19 protein-coding genes are annotated in these 20,017 nt (G+C 62.2%); 5 read left to right on the top strand and 14 right to left on the bottom strand.

Features of this window, described 5'->3' with window-relative positions:
- Window positions 1–33: 33 nt before the first annotated feature.
- The 4 genes from K3174_RS01155 to K3174_RS01140 all read right to left on the bottom strand — a co-directional run bounded on the left by K3174_RS01155 (window position 34) and on the right by K3174_RS01140 (window position 3,089).
- Window positions 34–513 carry a glutathione peroxidase gene (locus K3174_RS01155; protein WP_221555000.1) on the bottom strand — a complete coding sequence of 160 codons (480 nt, stop codon included), beginning with the start codon at window positions 511–513 and terminating at the stop codon, window positions 34–36.
- 7 nt (window positions 514–520) lie between these two features.
- Entirely contained in the window at window positions 521–1,039 is a 519-nt protein-coding gene (locus tag K3174_RS01150) for a hypothetical protein (protein ID WP_221554999.1), read from the bottom strand.
- A 129-nt stretch (window positions 1,040–1,168) separates the two neighbouring features.
- Window positions 1,169–1,855, bottom strand: a complete 687-nt coding sequence (locus K3174_RS01145) for an ABC transporter ATP-binding protein (protein ID WP_221554998.1) — start codon at window positions 1,853–1,855, stop codon at window positions 1,169–1,171.
- Entirely contained in the window at window positions 1,848–3,089 is a 1,242-nt protein-coding gene (locus K3174_RS01140) for a lipoprotein-releasing ABC transporter permease subunit (protein WP_221554997.1), read from the bottom strand. The genes K3174_RS01145 and K3174_RS01140 overlap by 8 nt, the downstream gene beginning before the upstream one ends.
- Before the next feature lie 169 nt (window positions 3,090–3,258).
- On the opposite strand from K3174_RS01140, the gene purF reads away from it, so the two are divergent.
- The 3 genes from purF (at window position 3,259) to K3174_RS01125 (ending at window position 5,901) form a co-directional block, all read left to right on the top strand.
- A complete protein-coding gene (gene purF, locus K3174_RS01135; RefSeq protein WP_221554996.1) occupies window positions 3,259–4,731 on the top strand; it encodes an amidophosphoribosyltransferase in 1,473 nt (490 codons plus the stop codon).
- A complete protein-coding gene (locus K3174_RS01130) occupies window positions 4,731–5,441 on the top strand; it encodes an SDR family NAD(P)-dependent oxidoreductase (RefSeq protein WP_221554995.1) in 711 nt (236 codons plus the stop codon). Before purF ends, K3174_RS01130 begins: the two co-directional genes overlap by 1 nt.
- 112 nt (window positions 5,442–5,553) lie before the next feature.
- Window positions 5,554–5,901, top strand: a complete 348-nt coding sequence (locus K3174_RS01125; RefSeq protein ID WP_221554994.1) for a PilZ domain-containing protein — start codon at window positions 5,554–5,556, stop codon at window positions 5,899–5,901.
- 138 nt (window positions 5,902–6,039) lie between these two features.
- Here K3174_RS01125 and K3174_RS01120 read toward each other — a convergent pair whose 3' ends face one another.
- From K3174_RS01120 to K3174_RS01095, 6 genes are all read right to left on the bottom strand, one after another.
- Entirely contained in the window at window positions 6,040–7,248 is a 1,209-nt protein-coding gene (locus K3174_RS01120; RefSeq protein ID WP_221554993.1) for a serine hydrolase domain-containing protein, read from the bottom strand.
- 2 nt (window positions 7,249–7,250) lie between these two features.
- Window positions 7,251–8,495 (bottom strand): SAM-dependent methyltransferase, encoded by a 1,245-nt coding sequence (locus tag K3174_RS01115; protein ID WP_221554992.1) that lies wholly within the window; start codon window positions 8,493–8,495, stop codon window positions 7,251–7,253.
- Between the two features lie 38 nt (window positions 8,496–8,533).
- Window positions 8,534–9,928, bottom strand: coding sequence for a cryptochrome/photolyase family protein (locus K3174_RS01110; RefSeq protein WP_221554991.1), 1,395 nt, complete (start codon window positions 9,926–9,928; stop codon window positions 8,534–8,536).
- 118 nt (window positions 9,929–10,046) lie between these two features.
- A complete protein-coding gene (locus tag K3174_RS01105) occupies window positions 10,047–10,997 on the bottom strand; it encodes a metal-dependent hydrolase (RefSeq protein ID WP_221554990.1) in 951 nt (316 codons plus the stop codon).
- Window positions 10,998–11,311: 314 nt separating this feature from the next.
- Window positions 11,312–12,346 carry a 2-oxoacid:ferredoxin oxidoreductase subunit beta gene (locus K3174_RS01100; protein WP_221554989.1) on the bottom strand — a complete coding sequence of 345 codons (1,035 nt, stop codon included), beginning with the start codon at window positions 12,344–12,346 and terminating at the stop codon, window positions 11,312–11,314.
- Complete coding sequence (locus K3174_RS01095) at window positions 12,343–14,283, bottom strand: 2-oxoacid:acceptor oxidoreductase subunit alpha (RefSeq protein ID WP_221554988.1); 1,941 nt, start codon at window positions 14,281–14,283, stop codon at window positions 12,343–12,345. The genes K3174_RS01100 and K3174_RS01095 overlap by 4 nt, the downstream gene beginning before the upstream one ends.
- Before the next feature lie 175 nt (window positions 14,284–14,458).
- Between K3174_RS01095 and K3174_RS01090 the strand changes: the two genes are divergently transcribed.
- Complete coding sequence (locus tag K3174_RS01090; protein WP_221554987.1) at window positions 14,459–15,409, top strand: alpha/beta hydrolase; 951 nt, start codon at window positions 14,459–14,461, stop codon at window positions 15,407–15,409.
- Window positions 15,406–15,882, top strand: a complete 477-nt coding sequence (locus K3174_RS01085) for an RNA pyrophosphohydrolase (protein WP_221554986.1) — start codon at window positions 15,406–15,408, stop codon at window positions 15,880–15,882. Before K3174_RS01090 ends, K3174_RS01085 begins: the two co-directional genes overlap by 4 nt.
- Before the next feature lies 1 nt (window position 15,883).
- On the opposite strand, the gene K3174_RS01080 is transcribed toward K3174_RS01085, so the two are convergent.
- The 4 genes from K3174_RS01080 to K3174_RS01065 all read right to left on the bottom strand — a co-directional run bounded on the left by K3174_RS01080 (window position 15,884) and on the right by K3174_RS01065 (window position 19,995).
- Window positions 15,884–16,390, bottom strand: a complete 507-nt coding sequence (locus tag K3174_RS01080) for a tetratricopeptide repeat protein (RefSeq protein WP_221554985.1) — start codon at window positions 16,388–16,390, stop codon at window positions 15,884–15,886.
- Window positions 16,391–16,458: 68 nt separating this feature from the next.
- Entirely contained in the window at window positions 16,459–17,631 is a 1,173-nt protein-coding gene (locus tag K3174_RS01075) for an RsmB/NOP family class I SAM-dependent RNA methyltransferase (RefSeq protein ID WP_221554984.1), read from the bottom strand.
- 3 nt (window positions 17,632–17,634) lie between these two features.
- Window positions 17,635–19,098: an IMP dehydrogenase gene (guaB, locus tag K3174_RS01070; RefSeq protein WP_221554983.1), complete on the bottom strand. Its 1,464-nt coding sequence runs from the start codon at window positions 19,096–19,098 to the stop codon at window positions 17,635–17,637.
- Window positions 19,099–19,239: 141 nt separating this feature from the next.
- Window positions 19,240–19,995, bottom strand: coding sequence for a 3-hydroxybutyrate dehydrogenase (locus K3174_RS01065; protein ID WP_221554982.1), 756 nt, complete (start codon window positions 19,993–19,995; stop codon window positions 19,240–19,242).
- Between the last annotated feature and the right edge of the window lie 22 nt (window positions 19,996–20,017).

Raw genomic sequence — 20,017 nt, 5'->3', positions numbered from 1 at the left:
CGCGCCGTCAATTCTCCACAGGCTGTGGGAGGCTCAGAGGAGCTTTTCTATGTCCTTGGCAATGGTCTTAGGCGCGTCGGTCGGGGCATAGCGCTTCACGACATTGCCCTCGCGGTCGATCAGGAATTTCGTGAAGTTCCATTTGATCGCTTTCGATCCCATCAGGCCGGGCTTTTCTTTCTTCATCCAGTCGAACAATGGGCTGGCATTGTCGCCGTTGACGTCCACCTTGGCCATCAAGGGAAAGGTGAGGCCGAAATTGACCTTACAGAACTCCGCGATCTCGCCTGCATCGCCCGGTTCCTGATTGCCGAACTGGTTGCACGGGAAGGCGAGGACTTCGAAGTCCTTGTCCTTGTAGTCCTGGAAAAGCGCTTCCAACCCGTCATACTGCGAGGTGAAGCCGCATTTGCTTGCGGTGTTCACCACCAACAAAACCTTGCCGAGCTTTCCCCTGAGAGCGAGCTGCTCGCCCTTGTTGGTGGCGACGGTGAAATCGGCGATGGTGGTCATCTCGGTGCTATTCCTTGCGGCGATACGTCAGGTCGAAACTGTCGGCCCAAGTGCGGCCATGATCCGAACTCGCCTGACCGTACTGGCGCACACTGCCATCCGCTTCAAGCGTATAGGTCATTCGCACGAGCGAGGGATTTCCTTCCTTATCCTTGCCCCAATAGCCGGTCAGCACCATGGCACCGTCAACCGCACCCCCGTCGAAAAAGACGCGGCCTGGCGTGCCGCCGACCCAAAGTTGATGCCAGCCACCGGTCTTTGGATCATAGGTGCTGAGACTGGTGCCGCCAGCTCCGCGCAGCGGCATCCAGGTCTCGCGGATCGCACACCCGGCACTGACTTTCTCGATCCGGCTTTCGGCCACCGGTTTGTCCCCGCCCCTGGGAAACACGTCCCATTCGCCGACCCAGAAATCGAAGGCGTCGTGGCTTGCGCCTTCGCATTTGGGCGGTGAGGGTGGCGATGCTGCAGATGTTGCAGGCGTCGTTGCTTGCGTAAGAACAAGCGCCAAGGTGGCGGTCAGCATGGTAGTCTCCCCTTTTCGTGCCATGCTGCACAGGATTGCCAACACGGGCCAGCGACGTTCGACCGAGGCCGCATCACGCCCCACGAACGTGAGAAATCGGCGCGTTTGCGATGCCCGCCACGGGGATCGCTATTCCAGCACGCCCTCATGCAGCCGGACGACACGATCCATTTTTTGCGCGAGACGCTCATTGTGCGTCGCAATCAAGGCCGCACTCCCCTCGCCCCGGACGAGGGCAAGAAATTGGGCGAGAACCTTGTCGGAAGTCGTTTCGTCGAGATTGCCCGTCGGCTCATCGGCCAGAACAAGGTCGGGCTTGTTGGCAAGACCACGGGCGACCGCCACGCGCTGCTGCTCTCCACCCGAAAGCTGGCTCGGCCGGTGGTCGAGGCGATGTTCCAAGCCAAGCGCGGTCAGCAATTGCTCGGCGCGCTCCTCGGCTTGGGTGCGCGCGGTGCCGGCAACCAGCTGCGGCAGGATGACATTCTCGCGCGCATCGAAATCGGGCAGCAGGTGATGGAACTGATACACAAAGCCCAGATGTTCACGCCGCAGAACCGTCCGCGCGCGCGAGTCCGACTTCTCTGCCGAATGCCCGGCGAGCACGATTTCGCCGCCGAAGCCACCTTCGAGCAGGCCGACCGCTTGCAGCAGGGTCGACTTACCCGACCCCGAAGGGCCAAGAAGCGCCACGATCTCGCCCGGCCGGATTGCAAGATCGACCCCGCGCAGAACGTCGATGCGCACACCACCCTGCTCGAAGCTGCGGGTAAGGCCCTTGAGCTCGACTACGGGTCTCACGCCCCGACTACTCATAACGCAACACCTGTACCGGATCCGTGCTTGCAGCCTTCCACGCAGGATAGAGTGTGGCAAGGAAGCTGAGCACCAGCGCGAGCAACACGATCATCGCAACTTCGACACCATCGATCTTGGAAGGAATGGTCGTGAGGAAACGATATTGCGGGTCCCACAGATTCTGTCCGGTCAGCGCCCCGATCGCCTCCACGATCTGCTTGCGCCCGGCCAGGATCAGGAAGCCGAATACGAGGCCCGCCATCGTACCGATGGCACCGATGGTAAAGCCCGTGGTCACGAATATCTTGATCAAGCTTTTCCGTGTCGCCCCCATGGTCCGCATGATCGCGATATCTCGTGTCTTGGCGCGAACCAGCATGACAAGGCTGGAAAGGATGTTGAATGCCGCCACCAACACCATGAAACTCAGAGCGAATGCCATAGCAGCGCGTTCGACCTGAAGTGCATCGAATAGCGTGGCGTTGATAGTCTTCCAGTCGGATACCGCGGCGCGACCCTGAACCGCGCGCTGCACAGGTTCGAGAATTTCGCCTACCCTGTCGGCATCTTCGACGGTGACTTCGATCATCTGAACGGTATCGCCGATCAAAAGCAGAGTTTGAGCATCCTGCATCGGCATGACAACGAAGGCACCATCGTAGTCGTAGACGCCCACTTCGAAGATCGCTGCGACTTCGTATCCCACCTGTCGCGGCACAGTACCGAACGGTGTGGAGCGGCCCTGCGGATTGATAATCGTGATCGTGTCGCCCACGCGGGCACCTATGTTTTCCGCCAGTCGAATGCCGATGGCAACCTTGCTTGCGCCAGGCTGCAATGCATCGATATTGCCGCTTACAACCTTGGGCGAGAGATCCTTGATGTCCTGGGGAGTATTGCCGCGTACCAGGATCGCCTCGACCCGTCCGTTGAAGCTGGTCAGCAAGGGTTGTTCGATCAGCGGCGAGGCGCGCACAACGCCCGGCGTCTGCCGAACGTCGTCGAGGATGTTCTCCCAGTCGTCCAACCGGCCGCCATAAGCCTGCACGATCGCATGTCCGTTAAGGCCCACGATCTTGTCGAGCAACTCGGCCCGAAAGCCGTTCATTACGCTCATCACGACGACCAGCATGGCGACGGACAGCATCACCACGCCAATGGAAATGCTTGCGACCAACGCAATGAATGCCTCGCCCTTGCCCGGAAGCAGGTAGCGTTTGGCAATCGTCCATTCGAAAGGAGAGAGGATCAAGGCGGCCCTTGTCGTTGCCTGAAAGTAGGAGCGCGTTTAGGCAGAGGAACCTTTCCGTGCAATGAAATCATGTTCCCGACGGGGGCAATCCTCTCACTGCCCTTGTAATCGACGCGTAACATCGCCATTGGAGCGCGCATCCCATCAGCCGCGGCGGACAGGCCTTTCGATGAACCTCACCCACCCGTTTTTCGACGAGGATGGCGACAAGCTGCGCGAGGAGTGCGGTGTATTCGGTGCCATCAATGCGAGCGATGCTGCCGCGGCCACCGCGCTGGGCCTCCATGCGTTGCAACATCGCGGGCAGGAAGCTGTTGGTATAACCAGTTTCGACGGTGCGGAATTCTACACGCGCCGCGGGCTTGGCCATGTGGCGGAAAATTTTTCGAGCCCCGAAGCCATCGCAGAGCTGCCGGGTACGATGGCTGCCGGCCATGTACGCTATTCGACGACGGGCGGTGCGGGCCTGCGCAATGTCCAGCCGCTCTATGCCGATCTGGCGAGCGGCGGTTTCGCTGTCGCCCATAACGGTAATATTTCCAACGCCGGAACGTTGCGCGAAGATCTGGTGCGGCGAGGTTCGATCTTCCAGTCGACCAGCGATACCGAAGTCATCATCCACCTGGTCGCCACCAGTCGCTATCCGACGATCATGGATCGTCTGATCGACGCACTGCGCCTGCTCGAAGGTGCGTATGCCCTGATCGTCATGACTCCCGAAGGCATGATCGCCTGCCGCGATCCGCTCGGTATCCGCCCGCTGCAAATGGGTCGGATGGGCGATGCCACCGTCTTTGCATCGGAAACTGTGGCCTTCGATGTCGTCGGTGCGCAGTTCGTCAGGCAGGTGGAGCCGGGCGAAGTCATCAAGGTCGACTTCGACGGCAATGTGGATTCCCTGCACCCATTCGGCAGTCATGCGGCGCGCCCGTGCATTTTCGAGCATGTCTATTTCAGCCGCCCGGATTCGGTCTTCGATGGCCGCAGCATCTATGAAGCGCGCAAGGCCATCGGTGCCGAACTGGCACGCGAGAAGCCGGTAGAAGCCGACCTTGTTATCCCGGTGCCCGATAGCGGCGTGCCCGCGGCAATCGGCTATGCGCAGGAATCGGGAATTCCGTTCGAGCTCGGCATCATCCGTTCGCACTATGTCGGACGGACGTTCATCCAACCGAGCGACGGCGCGCGGCACGCCGGGGTCAAGCGCAAGCATAATGCCAATCGCGCACTGGTCGAAGGCAAACGGATCGTGTTGATCGACGACAGTATCGTGCGCGGCACTACCAGCTTGCAGATCGTCGAGATGATGCGCGATGCAGGGGCGACGGAGGTGCATTTCCGCGTGGCCAGCCCGCCGACCGCGCATAGCTGCTTCTACGGCGTCGACACGCCCGAACGGTCGAAACTTCTGGCCGCGCGAATGGATGTCGAACCCATGCGCGAGTTCATCAAGGCCGATAGCCTTGCCTTCGTGTCGATCGACGGGCTCTATCGTGCCGTCGGCGAAAAACCCCGCAATTCCTCCTGCCCGCAATTTTGCGATGCCTGTTTTACGGGCGATTACCCAACCTCGCTGACGGATGTGGCGCGACGTGAAAATCGGCAGCAACAACTCGCATTCCCGTCCGAACAGGTGGCGTGATGGCCAAGCCGCTGGACAAACGGCTCGCTCTCGTCACCGGGGCCAGCAAGGGAATCGGGGCCGCGACCGCGCAGGCCCTGGCAGCGGCCGGAGCGCATGTCGTATTGACGGGGCGCGACGTCAGTGCGCTGGAGACAGTGGAAGACAGCATTCATGAGGCGGGCGGCGCGTCAACAATTGCACCCGTCGATCTTGGCGAAAGCGACGGCATTGCCCGCCTTGCCGCAGCTATTTCCAGCCGTTGGGACAAGCTTGACTATCTCGTCATATCAGCGGCTTACCTGCCGACTCTCACACCGGTAACGCAGATAGACGGCAAGCAGCTGAGCCAGGCCCTGACCGTCAATTTTCTCGCCACGCAAGCTCTGCTCGCAAATTTCGATCCGCTATTGAAGCGCGCCGATGCCGGCCGCGTTGTCGGGCTGACCAGCAGCGTCGGCGACACTCCGCGTGCGTACTGGTCGGCCTATGGCGCGACCAAGGCCGCTTTCGACAATCTTCTCGAAAGCTACGCGCAGGAAGTAGAGAAGGTCTCGAAAGTCCGCGTCGCCCTGATCGATCCCGGCGCGACTCGCACAGCCATGCGGGCCAAGGCCTATCCCGGCGAAGATCCGGATACGGTAAAAAAGCCCGAGATCGTCGCGCATCGCCTCGTTGAGCTGCTCGTTAACGAATTTGCGGGCTTCCACCGAGAGCGGGTGGAAGGATGAATTAACCAGCCATGCTAACGAATTGGAAACCTTGATAAGCGAAAGTCTGTCGAATGCGTCGCGTGGGACACGACCGTATCGAAATTGGATTTATCGAGGAAGGGCGAAAGCCATGATCCACCACACCCAGGACCGCTACTCTCTCGTAGCCCAGGAAGACCGTTGCGCCCCGCGAACCAAGCTTACGATTCCCGGCCAGCTGCGTGCCAGTGGCGGCCGCGCCTTTCAGACCGTAGTCCACGATCTCTCGATCTCGGGCTTCTCGGCTGCGGCTCTCAACCGGATGCACGAAGGTCAGCTTTGCTGGCTGACCCTACCCGGCCTTGAATCGCTTCAGGCACAGGTCGTGTGGTGGGAAAACTGTATGGTGGGCTGCGCTTTCAGCGAACTGTTGAGCCCGATCGTGCATGACAGCATCCTCGCCCGCTACAGTGGCGAAGGAGCCTATCGCTCGTACTGAGTTTGCGCCCTAGGCGACGAGACCGACGCATTGGCGGCGACCTCTGGGCGCTGGCCTGAACCTTCGTCCGGATCGTCGTCGGTGGCGGTGTGCCGCCTCGAAACGCTCGATCCGGCCACCGTCACCACTCCGTATCGATCAATCCCCCAATGCTTCGGCGATTTCCCCGACCAGCGTACGAAAGCCATCCCGATCGGACCTGCTGGTAGCAGTCTTCCAGTTGCTCACGACCGCCACGACCAGATCTTCTTCGGGTACGATCGTGATCGCCTGGCCGAAGATACCCTGCGCCCCGTAATTGCCGCCGGGGTAGGTCCACCACTGATAGCCATAACCGAAGCCTGGCGCTTGCGGAGCGAAATCCACCAATGCCGAGCCCGCGGTTGTAAACCAGCCCATGGGCACAACGCCCTCGCCCCCCTCCAGTGCGAACTGGCCCATGCGAGCATAGTCCGCGAGCCGCAGGGACAGGCAGCAACCACCGATATTGCCGCCGGTAAGGTCCTGCATCCAGAATAGTCCACCTTCGAAGCCGGCCGGTTCGACAATCTTCTCGGCGGCGTAGGTGGCTAGCGATTTACCGGTCGCCTGCTCGACGATCAGGCCGAGCAGATTGGTTTCAAGCGTCTTGTAGACCCATTTCTCGCCCGCTGGAGCCTCGCGCTTCAACGTTCGGGCATAGGTTACCGCCTGGGATTCCCCAGCCACCGGCGCGATCGCAAGCATCTTGGCCACATCGCTATCGGGATCGGTATAGTCCTCGTTCCACGCGACGCCCGAGGTCATGGTGGCGATCTGACCGACGGTCACTCCCTCGTAAGCCGTGCCAGCAAGCGCGGGGATGATATCGGTGACCGGCGTGTCCACGCTCTCGATCGTGCCATCCTGGATTGCAGCCCCGAGCAAGGTCGAGGTGAAACTCTTCGCGACCGAGAAACTGGTCCAGCGATCGGTGAGCTTCAGGTCGAGGCCGTAGTCTTCGAACACTACCTTACCATTTTTTAGCACCATCAATCCGGCCGCATGGGACTGGGTCATGTAGCTGCGGATGGACGACTGGAGTGAAACGGGCAGCGTTTCGGGAGAACTCGGGAGCGCGCGCGGCGCGGATGCGGGAGCAACCTCGAGGCCGGGAAACAGTTTTTCCATATCACGGAAGGCTGCCGAACGGCGCTCATCGCTCCAGAACAGGATCGAGTCGTTCGGATCCATGCTGGCCATCTGTTCGGGCATGGACTGGGTGACGGCGGGCGATGCAGCGACAACGGGAGCAGTTTCGGCCGCACCGTAGTTCGTCGCACACCCGGTCAACGCCACAGCAGCTGCCGAAATCCAGAATCCCCTCATTCTCACTCTCCCTTTTTCACCAGCGTGACCTGGTGGACATCGATACCGCCTCCACGAAATCCGCCTTCGCAGTACATCAGGTAATAGCGCCACAGATCGCAGAACTGCGCATCGAAACCCTGCGGCAAGCGTCCGTTGGCCTCAGCCACATCGAAGTTGTGACGCCACGTTTTCAGTGTCTCCGCATAATCGACGCCAAAATTGTGCTGGTCCCGCCATGCAAGGCCCCGTTCTTCGGCAAGGTGCCGGAATTCGCTGGTGCGGATCAGCAGACCGCCCGGAAAGATGTAGGCCTGAATGAAATCGGCGCTTTTTGCATAATCGTCGAACAGGTCGTCACGCATAGAGATGTACTGGATCGCCGCCCGACCGCCGGGTTTCAGGTTGCGCGCGATGCAGTCCATGAAGGTCGGCCAGTATTCTCGGCCCAATGCCTCGACCATCTCGACCGACGCGATGGCGTCAAACTGTCCTGCCGCGTCGCGATAGTCCTGCTTGCGGAATTCGACGCCCTTCCCGTTGTGGGCACGAGCCCATGCCAGCTGTTCGTCGGACAGGCTGATGGCAGTGACGTCATTGCCCCGCTCTGCAAGAAAGCCGGCCAAAGCGCCCCAGCCGCAGCCGATTTCCAGCACGGTCCGCGCATTGCCCAGTCGCGACGCCAGCGCATCCCACTTGCGCCGCTGCGCCGCCTCGAGGCCATCTCGCCGCATATCCAGCGCGGAGGAATAGCTCATCGTCCGGTCGAGCCATACCTCGTAAAAATCGTTGCCGAGGTCGTAATGCGCACTGATGTTTTTCTGCGCGCCGTCATGCGTATTGCGGTTGACGAGGTGCGCCAGCTTGAGCGCGTGGCGAAATGGCCCCTTCGCCCGTGCCGTGTCGCCCAGCCGCCCGGCATGCTGCATGAACAGCGCGAACAGCGGGACCGGGTCGGAGCTCCACCATTCGCCCGCTTCCCAAGCCTGATACCAGCCGACCGAACCGTTGCTGGCGAGGCGAACGAGTGCATTCCAACTGGACAGCTCGACATCGCACTCGAAGCCCGGGGAGCGGCCGCCGAGTGTACGGCGCGAATTGTCCGGCAGCGTCGCGTGGATGGCCCCGCTTGCCAGAGCCGCATCGATGCGGTCGAGGATCTTGCCGAAGCCCGGCGCGATGACGCGTGCGAACCAGCCGGGCTTGCGAGCAAAGCGTTGCGATCCTTCGCGAAGCTCGCGGCCACGGGGGTTTCTCGGCATATCCATCGCCAGCCGCTATCGCGCGGCAAGACACGGGAAGCAAGCTAGCCCTTTGCAGCCTTGTAGGCACTGAGCGCCCGCTCGCGAGCTTCCTTGTGTCCGATCATCTTCACCGGATAGTCGCCACGCATATCGTCCGGCGGGTCATGGATACAGCCTTCGGAAACATCCGATAGTTCAGGTACATATTCGCGAATGTAGCCAGCGGCATCGAACTTTTCGCTCTGCGAGAGCGGCGCCATGATCCGCACGAACATGTTGCTGTCGACGCCGGTGCCCGAAATCCACTGCCAGTTGACGCCGTTATTGCCATAGTCCGCATCGACCAGCGTGTCCCAGAACCATTGTTCGCCGAAACGCCAGTCGATCAGCAGGTGCTTCACGAGAAAGCTGGCGGCGATCATGCGCACGCGGTTGTGCATCCAGCCAGTCTGCCACAACTGACGCATGCCGGCATCGACGATCGGGTAGCCGGTCATCCCCCGCTGCCAGCGTTCGAAATCCTGCGCGATCAGATGGCCCGCATTGGGATTTCGCCACAAGACACGCTCGTCATAGTCGCGATAGCTCTCGCGCGGATAGTCGGGGAACTGGTCGATGACGTTCTGCGCGTAATCGCGCCAGATCAGTTCCTTGGCGAAGGTCTGCCAGCCCTTGCTGCGCTTGTCCTTGAGCTTGTGCCATATCTGCGCCGGACTGATCTCTCCCCAATGAAGATATGGCGAGAGGCGCGAGGTGATGTCCTGCGAGGGCAGGTTGCGACCTTCGTGATAATCCCCCACCTCATCGACCCACCGGTCGAGACGCTCATGCGCCGCTGCCTCGCCGAATTCCCAGAACGCAGCGATACCACCTGCCCAGTCCGGCTTGGTCGGAAGCAAGCCCCAATCACCGAGATCATCGCTGTCGGGCCAGCTTTCCGGGGAATGGATCGTATCCGGCTCCGGCAGCACGTCGCGCGGCGGCATGACGTCGAGCACGGCCTTCGAGAACGGCGTGTAGATCTTGTACGGATCGCCCGATCCGGTCGTCACGCTGCCGGGCGGAAGCAGGTAATTGCCGTCGTAAAGACACAACTTGCAGCCATCGCCCAGAGCGTCGCGAAGCTCGTCCTCTGCGATCTTCCACCACGGCTCGTAATGGCGCATCGCGTGAATGCAGGCAGCGCCCACTTCGTCCGCCAGCGAGGCGAGCACCTGCGGCGCATCGCCCTTGCGCAACACGATCTTCGACCTGCGCTTGCCGAGCGACTTGCCGAAGCTTTCGAGCGCATGATGCAACCAGACCCTGCTCGCCCCGCCATAGGCATGGTCTCCCGCCCGATCGTCATCGAGAACATAGACCGGGACGACCGGCCCGGCTTTGGCGGCGGCATGGAGCGCGGGCTGGTCGGCCATGCGCAGGTCACGTCGCAACCAGACGATCTGTGGTGAAGTCATACCGGCAATTCCCGAAACCCGCCCCTTGTCAATCGTTGCGATACGACGCAGTCGCCGCGGCAATCCATGGCTTAACGAGCACGGCTGTAGATTGCTTCGCTACGCTCGCAATGACGGTTCATGGAGCGGGAAGTTCCTCGCACTGCACATCGGGCAGCGCGACCGAGAAGCGGTCTTCGGACAATGGCTGGTAAAATCGCGCGTCGCGCAAAATGACCGACCCGTCTTCGGCCATTTCGGCAAAAGGCGTGCGCGACCACAAGAGAAATGCTGCAGCTCCGCTCGATTGTTCGGCCGCATTCTCGGGCATTCGGCACAGCACCGCATCGGGTGCCTTGTATCCATAGCCGATATCCTTGCCGGTCCATGAGGTCGAGTACCACCGTCCGTCATCGGTCTGAATGATCCGCTCACGCACCCAGAAGGCTAGCGGAGGCGGACTGCCGATAGCGACAATCGGGTACGGCACTGCCATGGTGCCCTTGCTGGTCTCGGCGAGATAGGTAATGCCGCCGTTGAACCCGATATATGCCAGCGCCACCGCTATCGCCCAGCGCGCGGGCTTCATCCACTCCCCGCCGCGCTTTTCGCGTCTCAGCGAGAACCATGTCGCGAAGCCCATCAGCGCCCAGAGCCAGACATCGATGATGAACAGTGTGTCGCCGTAGAACCAGCGGCTCGAGAACGGCTCGAGCAGGCGGATGCCGTAGACGTTGAGCCAGTCCAGCGCCGGGTGGGTCAGGCAGGCGATGAAACTCAGCAGGAACAGCCATTTGAAGCTGACCGGCAGGCGCCTCTCTGGGCGTGTGCCACGTCTGGCCTGCCAACGATCGAAGCCCCACAGCAATCCCGCGAGGATCAGCGGCAGCAGTACCATGGCCGGTGGGCCATGCGTGATTCCGCGGCGGAAGCCGAGATGCTCCACCCCGTCGAGCCAGAAGAAACACGCTGCATCCACATCGGGCAGGTTCGCGCCGATAATCAGCGCAGGCATGGCGAGCCCGGTCTTCTTCTTGAGCCCCGCCTGCCCGATCAGCGCGCCGACGAGGCTGTGCGTGAGATTATCCATCGGCGTCCGGATTCGCCCGCGCTTTGCCGGCACAGGTTGACGGAGTTGACACAGTCATGAGTTGCACACCGATTTCCACCCGGATCGCTGCTGACGCCTTGCCCGGCAAGACAATTCGAGTTGGAGATAGGAGGCGATGTTCCATATCCCGGGCGTAACCTGCACCTCGCAAGTAGGAAAGCAATTTGGTTCGCGTACCGATGCAAAGACACCGGGATGAATGGTGCCTCTCGAAGCCGTTTCTGGTGGCTTGCCTGAAGGATCACCGTCCGAAAATCATCGACAGGCCGAGCGCGCGCCTGCGCGAAAGAGCGTCAGGCCGGATGTCCCTCGTCTTCGTCGACAGTCCAGCTCTGCCCCTTGCCGAGCAGCGCAGCGAGGTTCGGCTCCTTGCCTTCAGACAGACGGGCCTTCTCGTCGGCCACTTCGCCTTCGAAGCTGGGGCGCGGATCGTCGTAGAGCACGCCGAGAGCCTTGGGGAATTGCGGGAACGGGATTTCGACCAGCATGTGCGCGATCGAGCGATTCTTCACATTGTGGACGATCACACCCGCCGCCTTCCAGTCGCCATCGACGACATCGACGATCGCCAGTTGCAGCGTCTCGTGGTCGAGCGTGATGCCCTTGGTGCCATTGGCGAACAGCATCGGTTGCCCGTCTTCCAGCCACAGCTGGTGGTCCTCCGCGCCTTTGGGCGCAGCGAAGCCGTCGAAGACATCCTTGTTGTAGACGATGCAGTTCTGGAAAATCTCGACGAAGGCCGCGCCCTTGTGCCGATAGGCCGCTTCGAGAACTTCGGGCAGTTTCTTCGACACGTCGAACCCGCGGGCGACGAAACGCGCGCCTGCACCGATGGCGAAGGCGCAGGCCTTGGCCGGGCGGTCGTAGCTGCCCGCAGGCGTCGTAGGCGAGCGAGTGCCAAGGCGGCTGGTGGGCGAGGCCTGGCCTTTGGTCAGGCCATAAATCTCGTTGTTGAACAGCAATATCTGGCAGTTCAGGTTCCGCCGCAGAATATGCATCGTGTGATTGCCCCCGATGCTCATGCCGTCGCCGTCGCCGGTGACGATCCACACGTCGAGGTCCGGGTTGGCCAGTTTCACGCCAGTGGCGATCGCGGGAGCGCGGCCGTGGATCGTATGGAAGCCGTAGCTCTCGACGTAGTAGGGGAAGCGGCTCGAACAGCCGATGCCGCTGATGAACACCGTGTTCTTGGGATCCGCGCCGAGCTTGGGCAGCGTGCGCTGTACCGCCTTCAGGATCGCATAGTCCCCGCAACCCGGGCACCAGCGGACCTCCTGGTCGGTTTCCCAGTCCTTGAGGGTGGTGGTGATCGTGGTCATCTCGTTCATTTTTCGACTCCCACAGGATTCGGCAATTGGTCGGCGTTTGGCGGCACCTCGCCACCCTCGTTACCTTCGACGCCATCGAAGAACTTGCCAATCGCACCTTCCAGCTCGGCGATCTGGAACGGCTGGCCGCTGGTCTTGGTGAGCGGTTGCGCGTCGATCAGGTACTGGTCGCGCAGCAGCGTCTTGAGCTGACCCGTGTTCATCTCCGGCACCAGCACGTTGTCGTAGCTTTTCAGCAGTGCCTCGAGATTGGCAGGCAGCGGCCAGATGTGGCGCAGATGGATGTGGCTGACGTCCAGCCCCTTGCGCCGCGCGCGGTTTACCGCCTGATGGATCGGGCCATAGGTCGAACCCCAGCCTACGACCGCAAGCTTGCCGCTCTTGGTGCCCACGCTGACCTGCTGGTCGCGCACGCGGATGCCTTCGATCTTGGCCTTGCGCGCATCGGTCATCGCCTGGTGGTTGCCGGGCGAATAATCGATATGGCCGGTATCGACCGCCTTTTCGATCCCGCCGATGCGGTGCATCAGGCCGGGCGTGCCGGGCTTGATCCACGGCCGCGCGCCCTTGTCGTCGCGCTTATAGGGCAGGAGCTGGCCGTCCGGGCCGTTGGGCTGGTCGAGAAACTGCGCCGGGAACCGCTCGAAAATCTCGGGATCGGGCACCTTCCACGGTTCGGCCGCATTGGCGATATAGCCGTCGGTCAACAGCATGACGGGCGTCATGTACTGCACCGCGATGCGGCAGGCTTCGATCGCGCATTCGAACGCGTCGGCCGGGCTGCGCGCGGCGATCACCGGCATGGGTGCATCGCCGTTGCGGCCGTAGACCGCCTGGTAGAGGTCGCTCTGCTCGGTCTTGGTCGGCAGGCCGGTGGACGGACCGCCGCGCTGCGAATTGACGATCACCAGCGGCAGTTCGGTCATGATGCCGAGGCCGATAGCCTCGGTCTTGAGCGCGATGCCCGGGCCGGAGGAAGAGGTTACGCCGAGACTCCCGGCATAGCTCGCCCCGATGGCGGCGCAGATCGCAGCAATCTCGTCTTCCGCCTGGAAGGTGGTGACGTTGAACTCTTTCATCCGCACCAGATGGTGCAGGATCGCCGAAGCGGGCGTGATCGGATAGCCGCCGAAGAACATCGGCAGACGCAACAAGCGCGCGCCCGCGACGAGGCCGAGCGCAACCGCTTCCGCCCCGGTCAGCGTACGATAAAGGCCGGGCGCGGTCGGCACCGGGTCGACATGGACCTGCCGCAGCGGCCCGGCGAGTTCAGCCGTTTCGCCATAGGCATGACCGGCATCGAGCGCCGCGATATTCGCTTCGGCGATTTCGGGCTTGGATTTGAACTTGGCCTTGAGCCAGTCGTGGATCGGCTTGCGATCGCGGTCGAACATCCACAGCGCAAGGCCGAGCGTCCACATGTTCTTGGAGCGCAGGGCGTCCTTGTTGCCGAGGCCGAAGGGCTTCACCGCTTCGATAGTGCGGGCCGAAATGTCGAGCTTGAGCACGTCATACTTGGCGAGCGTATCGTCTTCGAGCGGATTGGTGTCGTATTTCGCCTTGTCGAGATTGCGCTTGCCGAACTCGCCCTCGTCCACGATCACCAGGCCGCCAGGCTTGAGCGCAGGCAGGTTGGTCTTGAGCGCCGCCGGATTCATCGCCACGAGCACGTCGGGCGCGTCGCCCGCAGTGTCGACGTCGGTCGAACCGAAGTTGATCTGGAATGCCGAGACGCCGAACAGCGTGCCTTGCGGCGCGCGGATCTCGGCCGGGAAATCGGGAAAGGTGGCGAGATCGTTGCCCGCGAGCGCGGTCGATAGCGTGAACTGACCGCCGGTCAGCTGCATTCCATCACCCGAGTCCCCGGCAAACCGCACAACCACGGCTTCGGGGGTGGTGGAAGCGCCATCCAGCGGCGTCTTGGCGGCGGAAGCCATCCGGTCGATCCTTGTCTGCGCCGTCGTCATGCAGCGCCATTTCTGTCGGGACGGGTCACCTAGGCCGCGCCCTATCCTCTCGCAATGAAGTTTCTCTGCTAGACCCAAAAAGCCACATGGAAAAGAGTCGCGAACACGCTAAGTCCTGAAAAGCAACGCAAGGGGAGAGAATGCGATGGCCGATACCGAACACTATGTGCGCGAAGATGTCCGGGGATTTCTCGATATGCTCGAAGCCATGGGTGGCAAAGGGGTCGAGGAAGTGGGCGCTGCCGAGGGCCGTCAGCAGATGCGCGCGATGGGAGCCGTGGCCGAAAGCGAGCCGCGCACCATGGCGGTTCGGAAAGACCTCACCTGCCCCGGTCTAGCTGGTCCGATCCCGATCCGCTTTTACGATGTGAAGGCGGAGCGCGGCGCTTCCCCATGCGTACTGTTCATCCACGGTGGCGGCTTCGTTATCGGCGACCTGGAGGTCTACGATGCGCTCTGCACGGAGATTTCGCACCATCTCGATCTTCCGGTGGTGTCGGTCGATTATCGCCTTGCGCCGGAACATCCATTTCCCGCCGCGCCCGACGATTGCGAAGCGGCCGCCCGCTGGGTCGCATCCTCGCCGGAGGAACTTGGCCGCGAGATCACCGGGCTGGTCGTCACCGGCGACAGTGCGGGCGGCAATCTGACGATCGTAACCACCAACCAGCTGATGGACGATCCCGCTGCCGTGCCGGTGATCGTGCAGGCGCCGATCTATCCGGTCGCGAGCGATACTTCCCAGCACAACAGTCTCGCGCTTTTTGCCGAGGGCTTTCTCCTCACCGGCGCCGCAATGAGCTGGTTCACCGACCAGTATGGCGGCGACGCAAGCGATCCGCGGCATACGCCGATGGTAGGCGACTGTTCCAATACGCCGCCCACTGTACTCTGCACCGCAGGTCTCGACCCGTTGCGCGATTCCGGCAGGGAATACGCCGCACACCTGGTGCAACTCGGCACGGAAGTAGTCTATCTGGAGTTTCCCGGAATCATCCACGGCTTTACGACGCTGAGAAAAGCGATTCCGAGCGGCCAGACGGATCTCGAGGCCTTTCTCGACGCAGTGAAATTGATGGTGGAGCGATATAGGTGAGGGAACCACTCGGTTACCGCCCATGCGTGGGCGTGATGCTGGTGAATGGCAACGGCAAAGTGTTCGTCGGCCGCCGCATCGACAACAAGGAAGGCGACTGGTGGCAGATGCCCCAAGGCGGCGTCGATGAAGGCGAAGATCTGAAGGACGCGGCGCTACGCGAGCTGGGTGAGGAAACCGGCGCTAAGCCGGAAAACGTCACGATCCTCAAAGCGATGGACGAGTCGATCCGCTATGACCTGCCCGAAGAATTGATCGGCAAGCTGTGGGGCGGCAAATATCGCGGGCAGGAACAGGTCTGGTACTTTGCGCGCTTCACCGGAACGGATGCCGATATCGACCTCGAAGCGCATGATCCGCCCGAGTTCTGCGACTGGAAATGGGTCGAACCGGACGAGCTTCCGGACCTGATCGTACCATTCAAGAAGCGCGTGTACCGCGCAGTCGTCGACGCTTTTCGCGAGCTGGTCTAGCTCAGTTCTGCTGGGTGGCCGCCGCGTCGGGCATGACCGCTTCGGCAGTCTGCACCCGGATCGGCGGGCCTGCAGCGATACGAGCGGAGAGCGTCTTCGTTTCGGGACAACCGGCACCGCACAGCGATTCCAGCTTGGCGAGATTGCCCTTGGCTTTCTCGACAGCGCCCTTTTCGACCATCGCCTCACCCTCGCCCGCAATGGCAGCGAGATTGCGCGGATCGCGATCGAGTGCCTCTCTGTAGTAGCGGATCGCCTTGCCCTGCAACTGATCGGCGCGCGCAGCTTCGGCCAAGCGCAGCAGGATCGGCGTATATCCCGGATCGACCGCCAATGCGGCCTCGTAGGCGTCGATCGCGCCCTGAACGTCGTTCTGCGCCAGCGCGGCCTGTCCCTCGGCAATGAGCACTCCCGCGCGCTGCGTAGGCTCACGTTGCCCTGCCCAGCCCATGCTCGATGTCACAGCCAAGGCCAGCGAAAGGGCAGCGGCGGCAGGTGCGAAACGCATAATTGTCTCCAGCGGGGATTTCCGTCCAATGGGTGGCGCGTCAGCCATAATGGGAACGGCTAACACGTTCATTCTGCACAAGCGATGAAAAAACCGTCGGTGCCATCGTGCAACGGCGAAAGTCGCGTTCCTTTCCCGCGAGGTCTGCCAATCGGGATATTCGGTGCCCTGGCTGCGAAATGCGGATATCGGGCAAGGAAAGCGTCGAACTGCTTCGCCCCTTCCTCGTCGAGCAGGGAGCAGGTGACATACACGATCCGTCCGGCCGGCTTGACCAGCTTTGCCGCAATATCGAGCAGATGGGACTGGACAGCGGTGAGGCGGGCAAGTTCCTTCTCGTCCAGCCGCCAACGCGCTTCGGGATTGCGGCGCCACGTACCCGTGCCCGAGCACGGGGCATCGATCAGGATTGCATCGGCCTGTCCGACAAGATCGGCGAGCGAATCCATCTCGCGGTTCGGATCGAGCAGGCGGGTCTCGATATTGGTCGCGCCCGCCCGCTCTGCCCGCGGCGCCAGCCGCGCAAGGCGGTTGCGGTCGGTGTCGGAGGCGATCAGGCGGCCCAGATTATCCATCGCGGCCGCCAGCGCCAGGGTCTTGCCGCCCCCGCCAGCGCACAGGTCGATCACCGTCTCACCGGGTTTGGCGCCCACGGCGAGGCAGGCGAGCTGAGAACCGGTGTCCTGCACCTCGATCTTGCCATCGCGGAAAGCTGCCCATTGTTCGACCGGCGTGCCCGCGTCCAATCGCAATCCGTTCGGCGCATCGGTGCATTCCGCCGCAGCCGGGAGCTGTAGCGTGGCGCGATCGGCCTTCAGCGTGTTGGCCCGCAGATCGAGCGGCGCACGTTCAAGCAGAGACTTGGCTTCCTGCGCCCCGATTTCGGATTCCTGCAAAAGCCCCTCGAGCCACACCGGCGCTGCGCCGTCGGCTGCCACGGCCTCGTCGTCCCCGATCGGTGCGGGGCCGTAATTCGATCCGTCGAACAGCGGCGCGATGCTTCGATCGACTTGGGCAAGGCGCAACATGGCCGCCCTGCCCGTCTCGGGAGCAGGTCCGCAGGCGCGGATGGCCGAGAACACGAGTTCGCGGATCGCGCGGCGATCCTTCGACCCTGCGAAACGATTTCCCCGGAACCAGTCGGCCAGAATGCGATCGGCAGGCGCGCCTTTCGATCGCGCTGCTCCGATGATCGTATCGAGCAGTTCGATAGAGGTCTGGACCCGTGCAGCAGGCGTCATGGCCTATCGCGTCGGGTAATTGGGCGCTTCCCGCGTAATCGACACGTCGTGGACATGGCTTTCGGTAAGGCCCGCATTGGTAATGCGCACGAATTGGGCGCGCTTTCTGAGATCCTCGATCGTGGCGCTGCCGGTATAGCCCATCGCCGCCTTGATGCCGCCGACGAGCTGGTGAATGACCGCGCTGGCCGGACCTTTATAGGGCACCTGCCCCTCGATGCCTTCCGGCACCAGTTTCTGTTGGCTGACATCCGCCTGGAAATAGCGGTCGGCACTGCCGCGCGCCATCGCGCCGACACTGCCCATGCCCCGATAGGCCTTGTAGCTGCGACCCTGATAAATGAAGGTCTCACCCGGCGCCTCCTCGGTGCCGGCAAGCATCGAACCCACCATGATCGACGACGCGCCCGCCGCGAGTGCCTTGGCCGCATCGCCGCTGGTGCGCAGGCCACCATCGGCGATTGCCGGGACACCCAGCTTCTCGGCCTCCTCGACGCAGTCCATGATCGCTGTCAATTGGGGCACCCCCACACCGGCGACGACGCGGGTGGTACAGATCGAACCCGGGCCAATGCCGACCTTGACCGCGTCCGCGCCAGCGCCGGCGAGCACCTTGGCCGCCTCGCCAGTGGCGATATTGCCGGCAATGACCTGGACGCTGTTCGACAGCTTCTTCACCCGTTCGACGGAACGGGCGACATCCTTGTTGTGGCCATGGGCGGTGTCGATCACCACCACATCGACCTCGGCATCGATCAGCGCCTCCGTGCGCTCGAAGCCCTTGTCCCCAACCGTCGTCGCCGCCGCAACGCGCAGGCGTCCGCCCGCATCCTTCGTGGCGTCGGGATAGGCAACCGCCTTCTCGATATCCTTCACCGTGATGAGACCGACGCAACGCCCGCTATCGTCGACCACCAGCAGCTTCTCGATGCGGCGTTGGTGCAGCAGCTTGCGCGCCTCTTCCTGGCTCGTGCCGAGCGGCACGGTGGCGAGATTATCGGTCGTCATCAGTTCGCTGACAGGTTGCCGAGGGTTGTCGGCGAACCGCACGTCGCGATTGGTAAGGATGCCGACCAGCTTGCCGCCGCGGTCGGTTACGGGGATGCCGCTGATGCGGTTCTTCGCCATGATGTCCTGCGCTTCGCCCAGCATGGCATCTGGGTGGATGGTGATCGGATTGACCACCATGCCGCTTTCATAGCGCTTCACTGCGCGAACCGCAGCAGCCTGTTCCTCGACCTCGAGGTTGCGATGCAGAACCCCGATCCCGCCCAGCTGCGCCATTGCTATCGCCATGTCGGCCTCGGTCACCGTGTCCATCGCACTGGAGATCACTGGAATGCTGATGGCGATTTCGCGCGTCAACTGCGTGGCGGTGTTGGCCATCGACGGAAGTATCTCGCTCTCGGCCGGCACGAGGAGAACGTCGTCGAAAGTAAGACCGAGGGGAATGTCGAGATGTGCCACTATGAGAATCGCCTGCCGGGGGAAACGTGGCGGCCCATGTAACGACGGTTTGAGAATGGCGCTAGTGGCTCACCGCTACATACCGTCCCACGATATGGCTCCGGGTCAAACCCGGGGGTCGCGAAATGCCGGAGAGCGCCGCTACTCGGCCGTCCAGCCGCCATCAATGCTCCAGTTCGCGCCGTTCACGTTCTGCATCTCGTCACGGCACAGGAATACCGCCAGCGCGCCGATTTCCTCGGGTTGGACGAATTTCTTCGTCGGCTGCTTGGCCAGCAGCACCTCGTTCATCACGGCTTCGCGCGTCATGCCGCGGGCCTTCATCGTGTCGGGGATCTGGTTCTCGACCAGCGGCGTCCAGACATAGCCGGGGCTGATGCAATTGGCGGTCACGCCGCATTCGGCCAGTTCCAGCGCAACGGTCTTGGTCAGGCCGTCGAGCCCGTGCTTCGCGGAGACGTAGGCTGCCTTGAACGGGCTCGCGACCTTGGAATGCGCGCTTGCCGTGTTGATGATCCGTCCCCAACCCTTCTTCTTCATGCCGGGCAAGGCAAGCCGGGTGGTGTGAAACGCTGCGGTCAAATTGAGCGCGATGATGAGATTCCATTTGTCGACCGGAAACTCCTCGACCGGGGCGACATGCTGCATGCCGGCATTGTTGACCAGGATGTCGATATCTCCTGCTTCCGCCATCATCGCTTCGACTTGCGCGACGTCCGTCAGATCCGCGCCGCTATGGGTCGCGTTAAGTTCCTTGCAGAGCTCGGCAATCTCGCCCTCGTCGCCGAAACCGTTAAGCACGATGCTCGCGCCCTCCCCCGCCAGTGCACGCGCAATGGCCAGACCGATGCCGCTGGTAGAGCCGGTGACGAGTGCGCGCTTACCTTTGAGAAACATTTCAACCTCCGGCGTTGTAGGA

It is taken from the genome of Qipengyuania qiaonensis, assembly GCF_019711515.1.
Taxonomy (GTDB): domain Bacteria; phylum Pseudomonadota; class Alphaproteobacteria; order Sphingomonadales; family Sphingomonadaceae; genus Qipengyuania; species Qipengyuania qiaonensis.
This window is presented reverse-complemented; position numbering and strand designations above follow the sequence as displayed.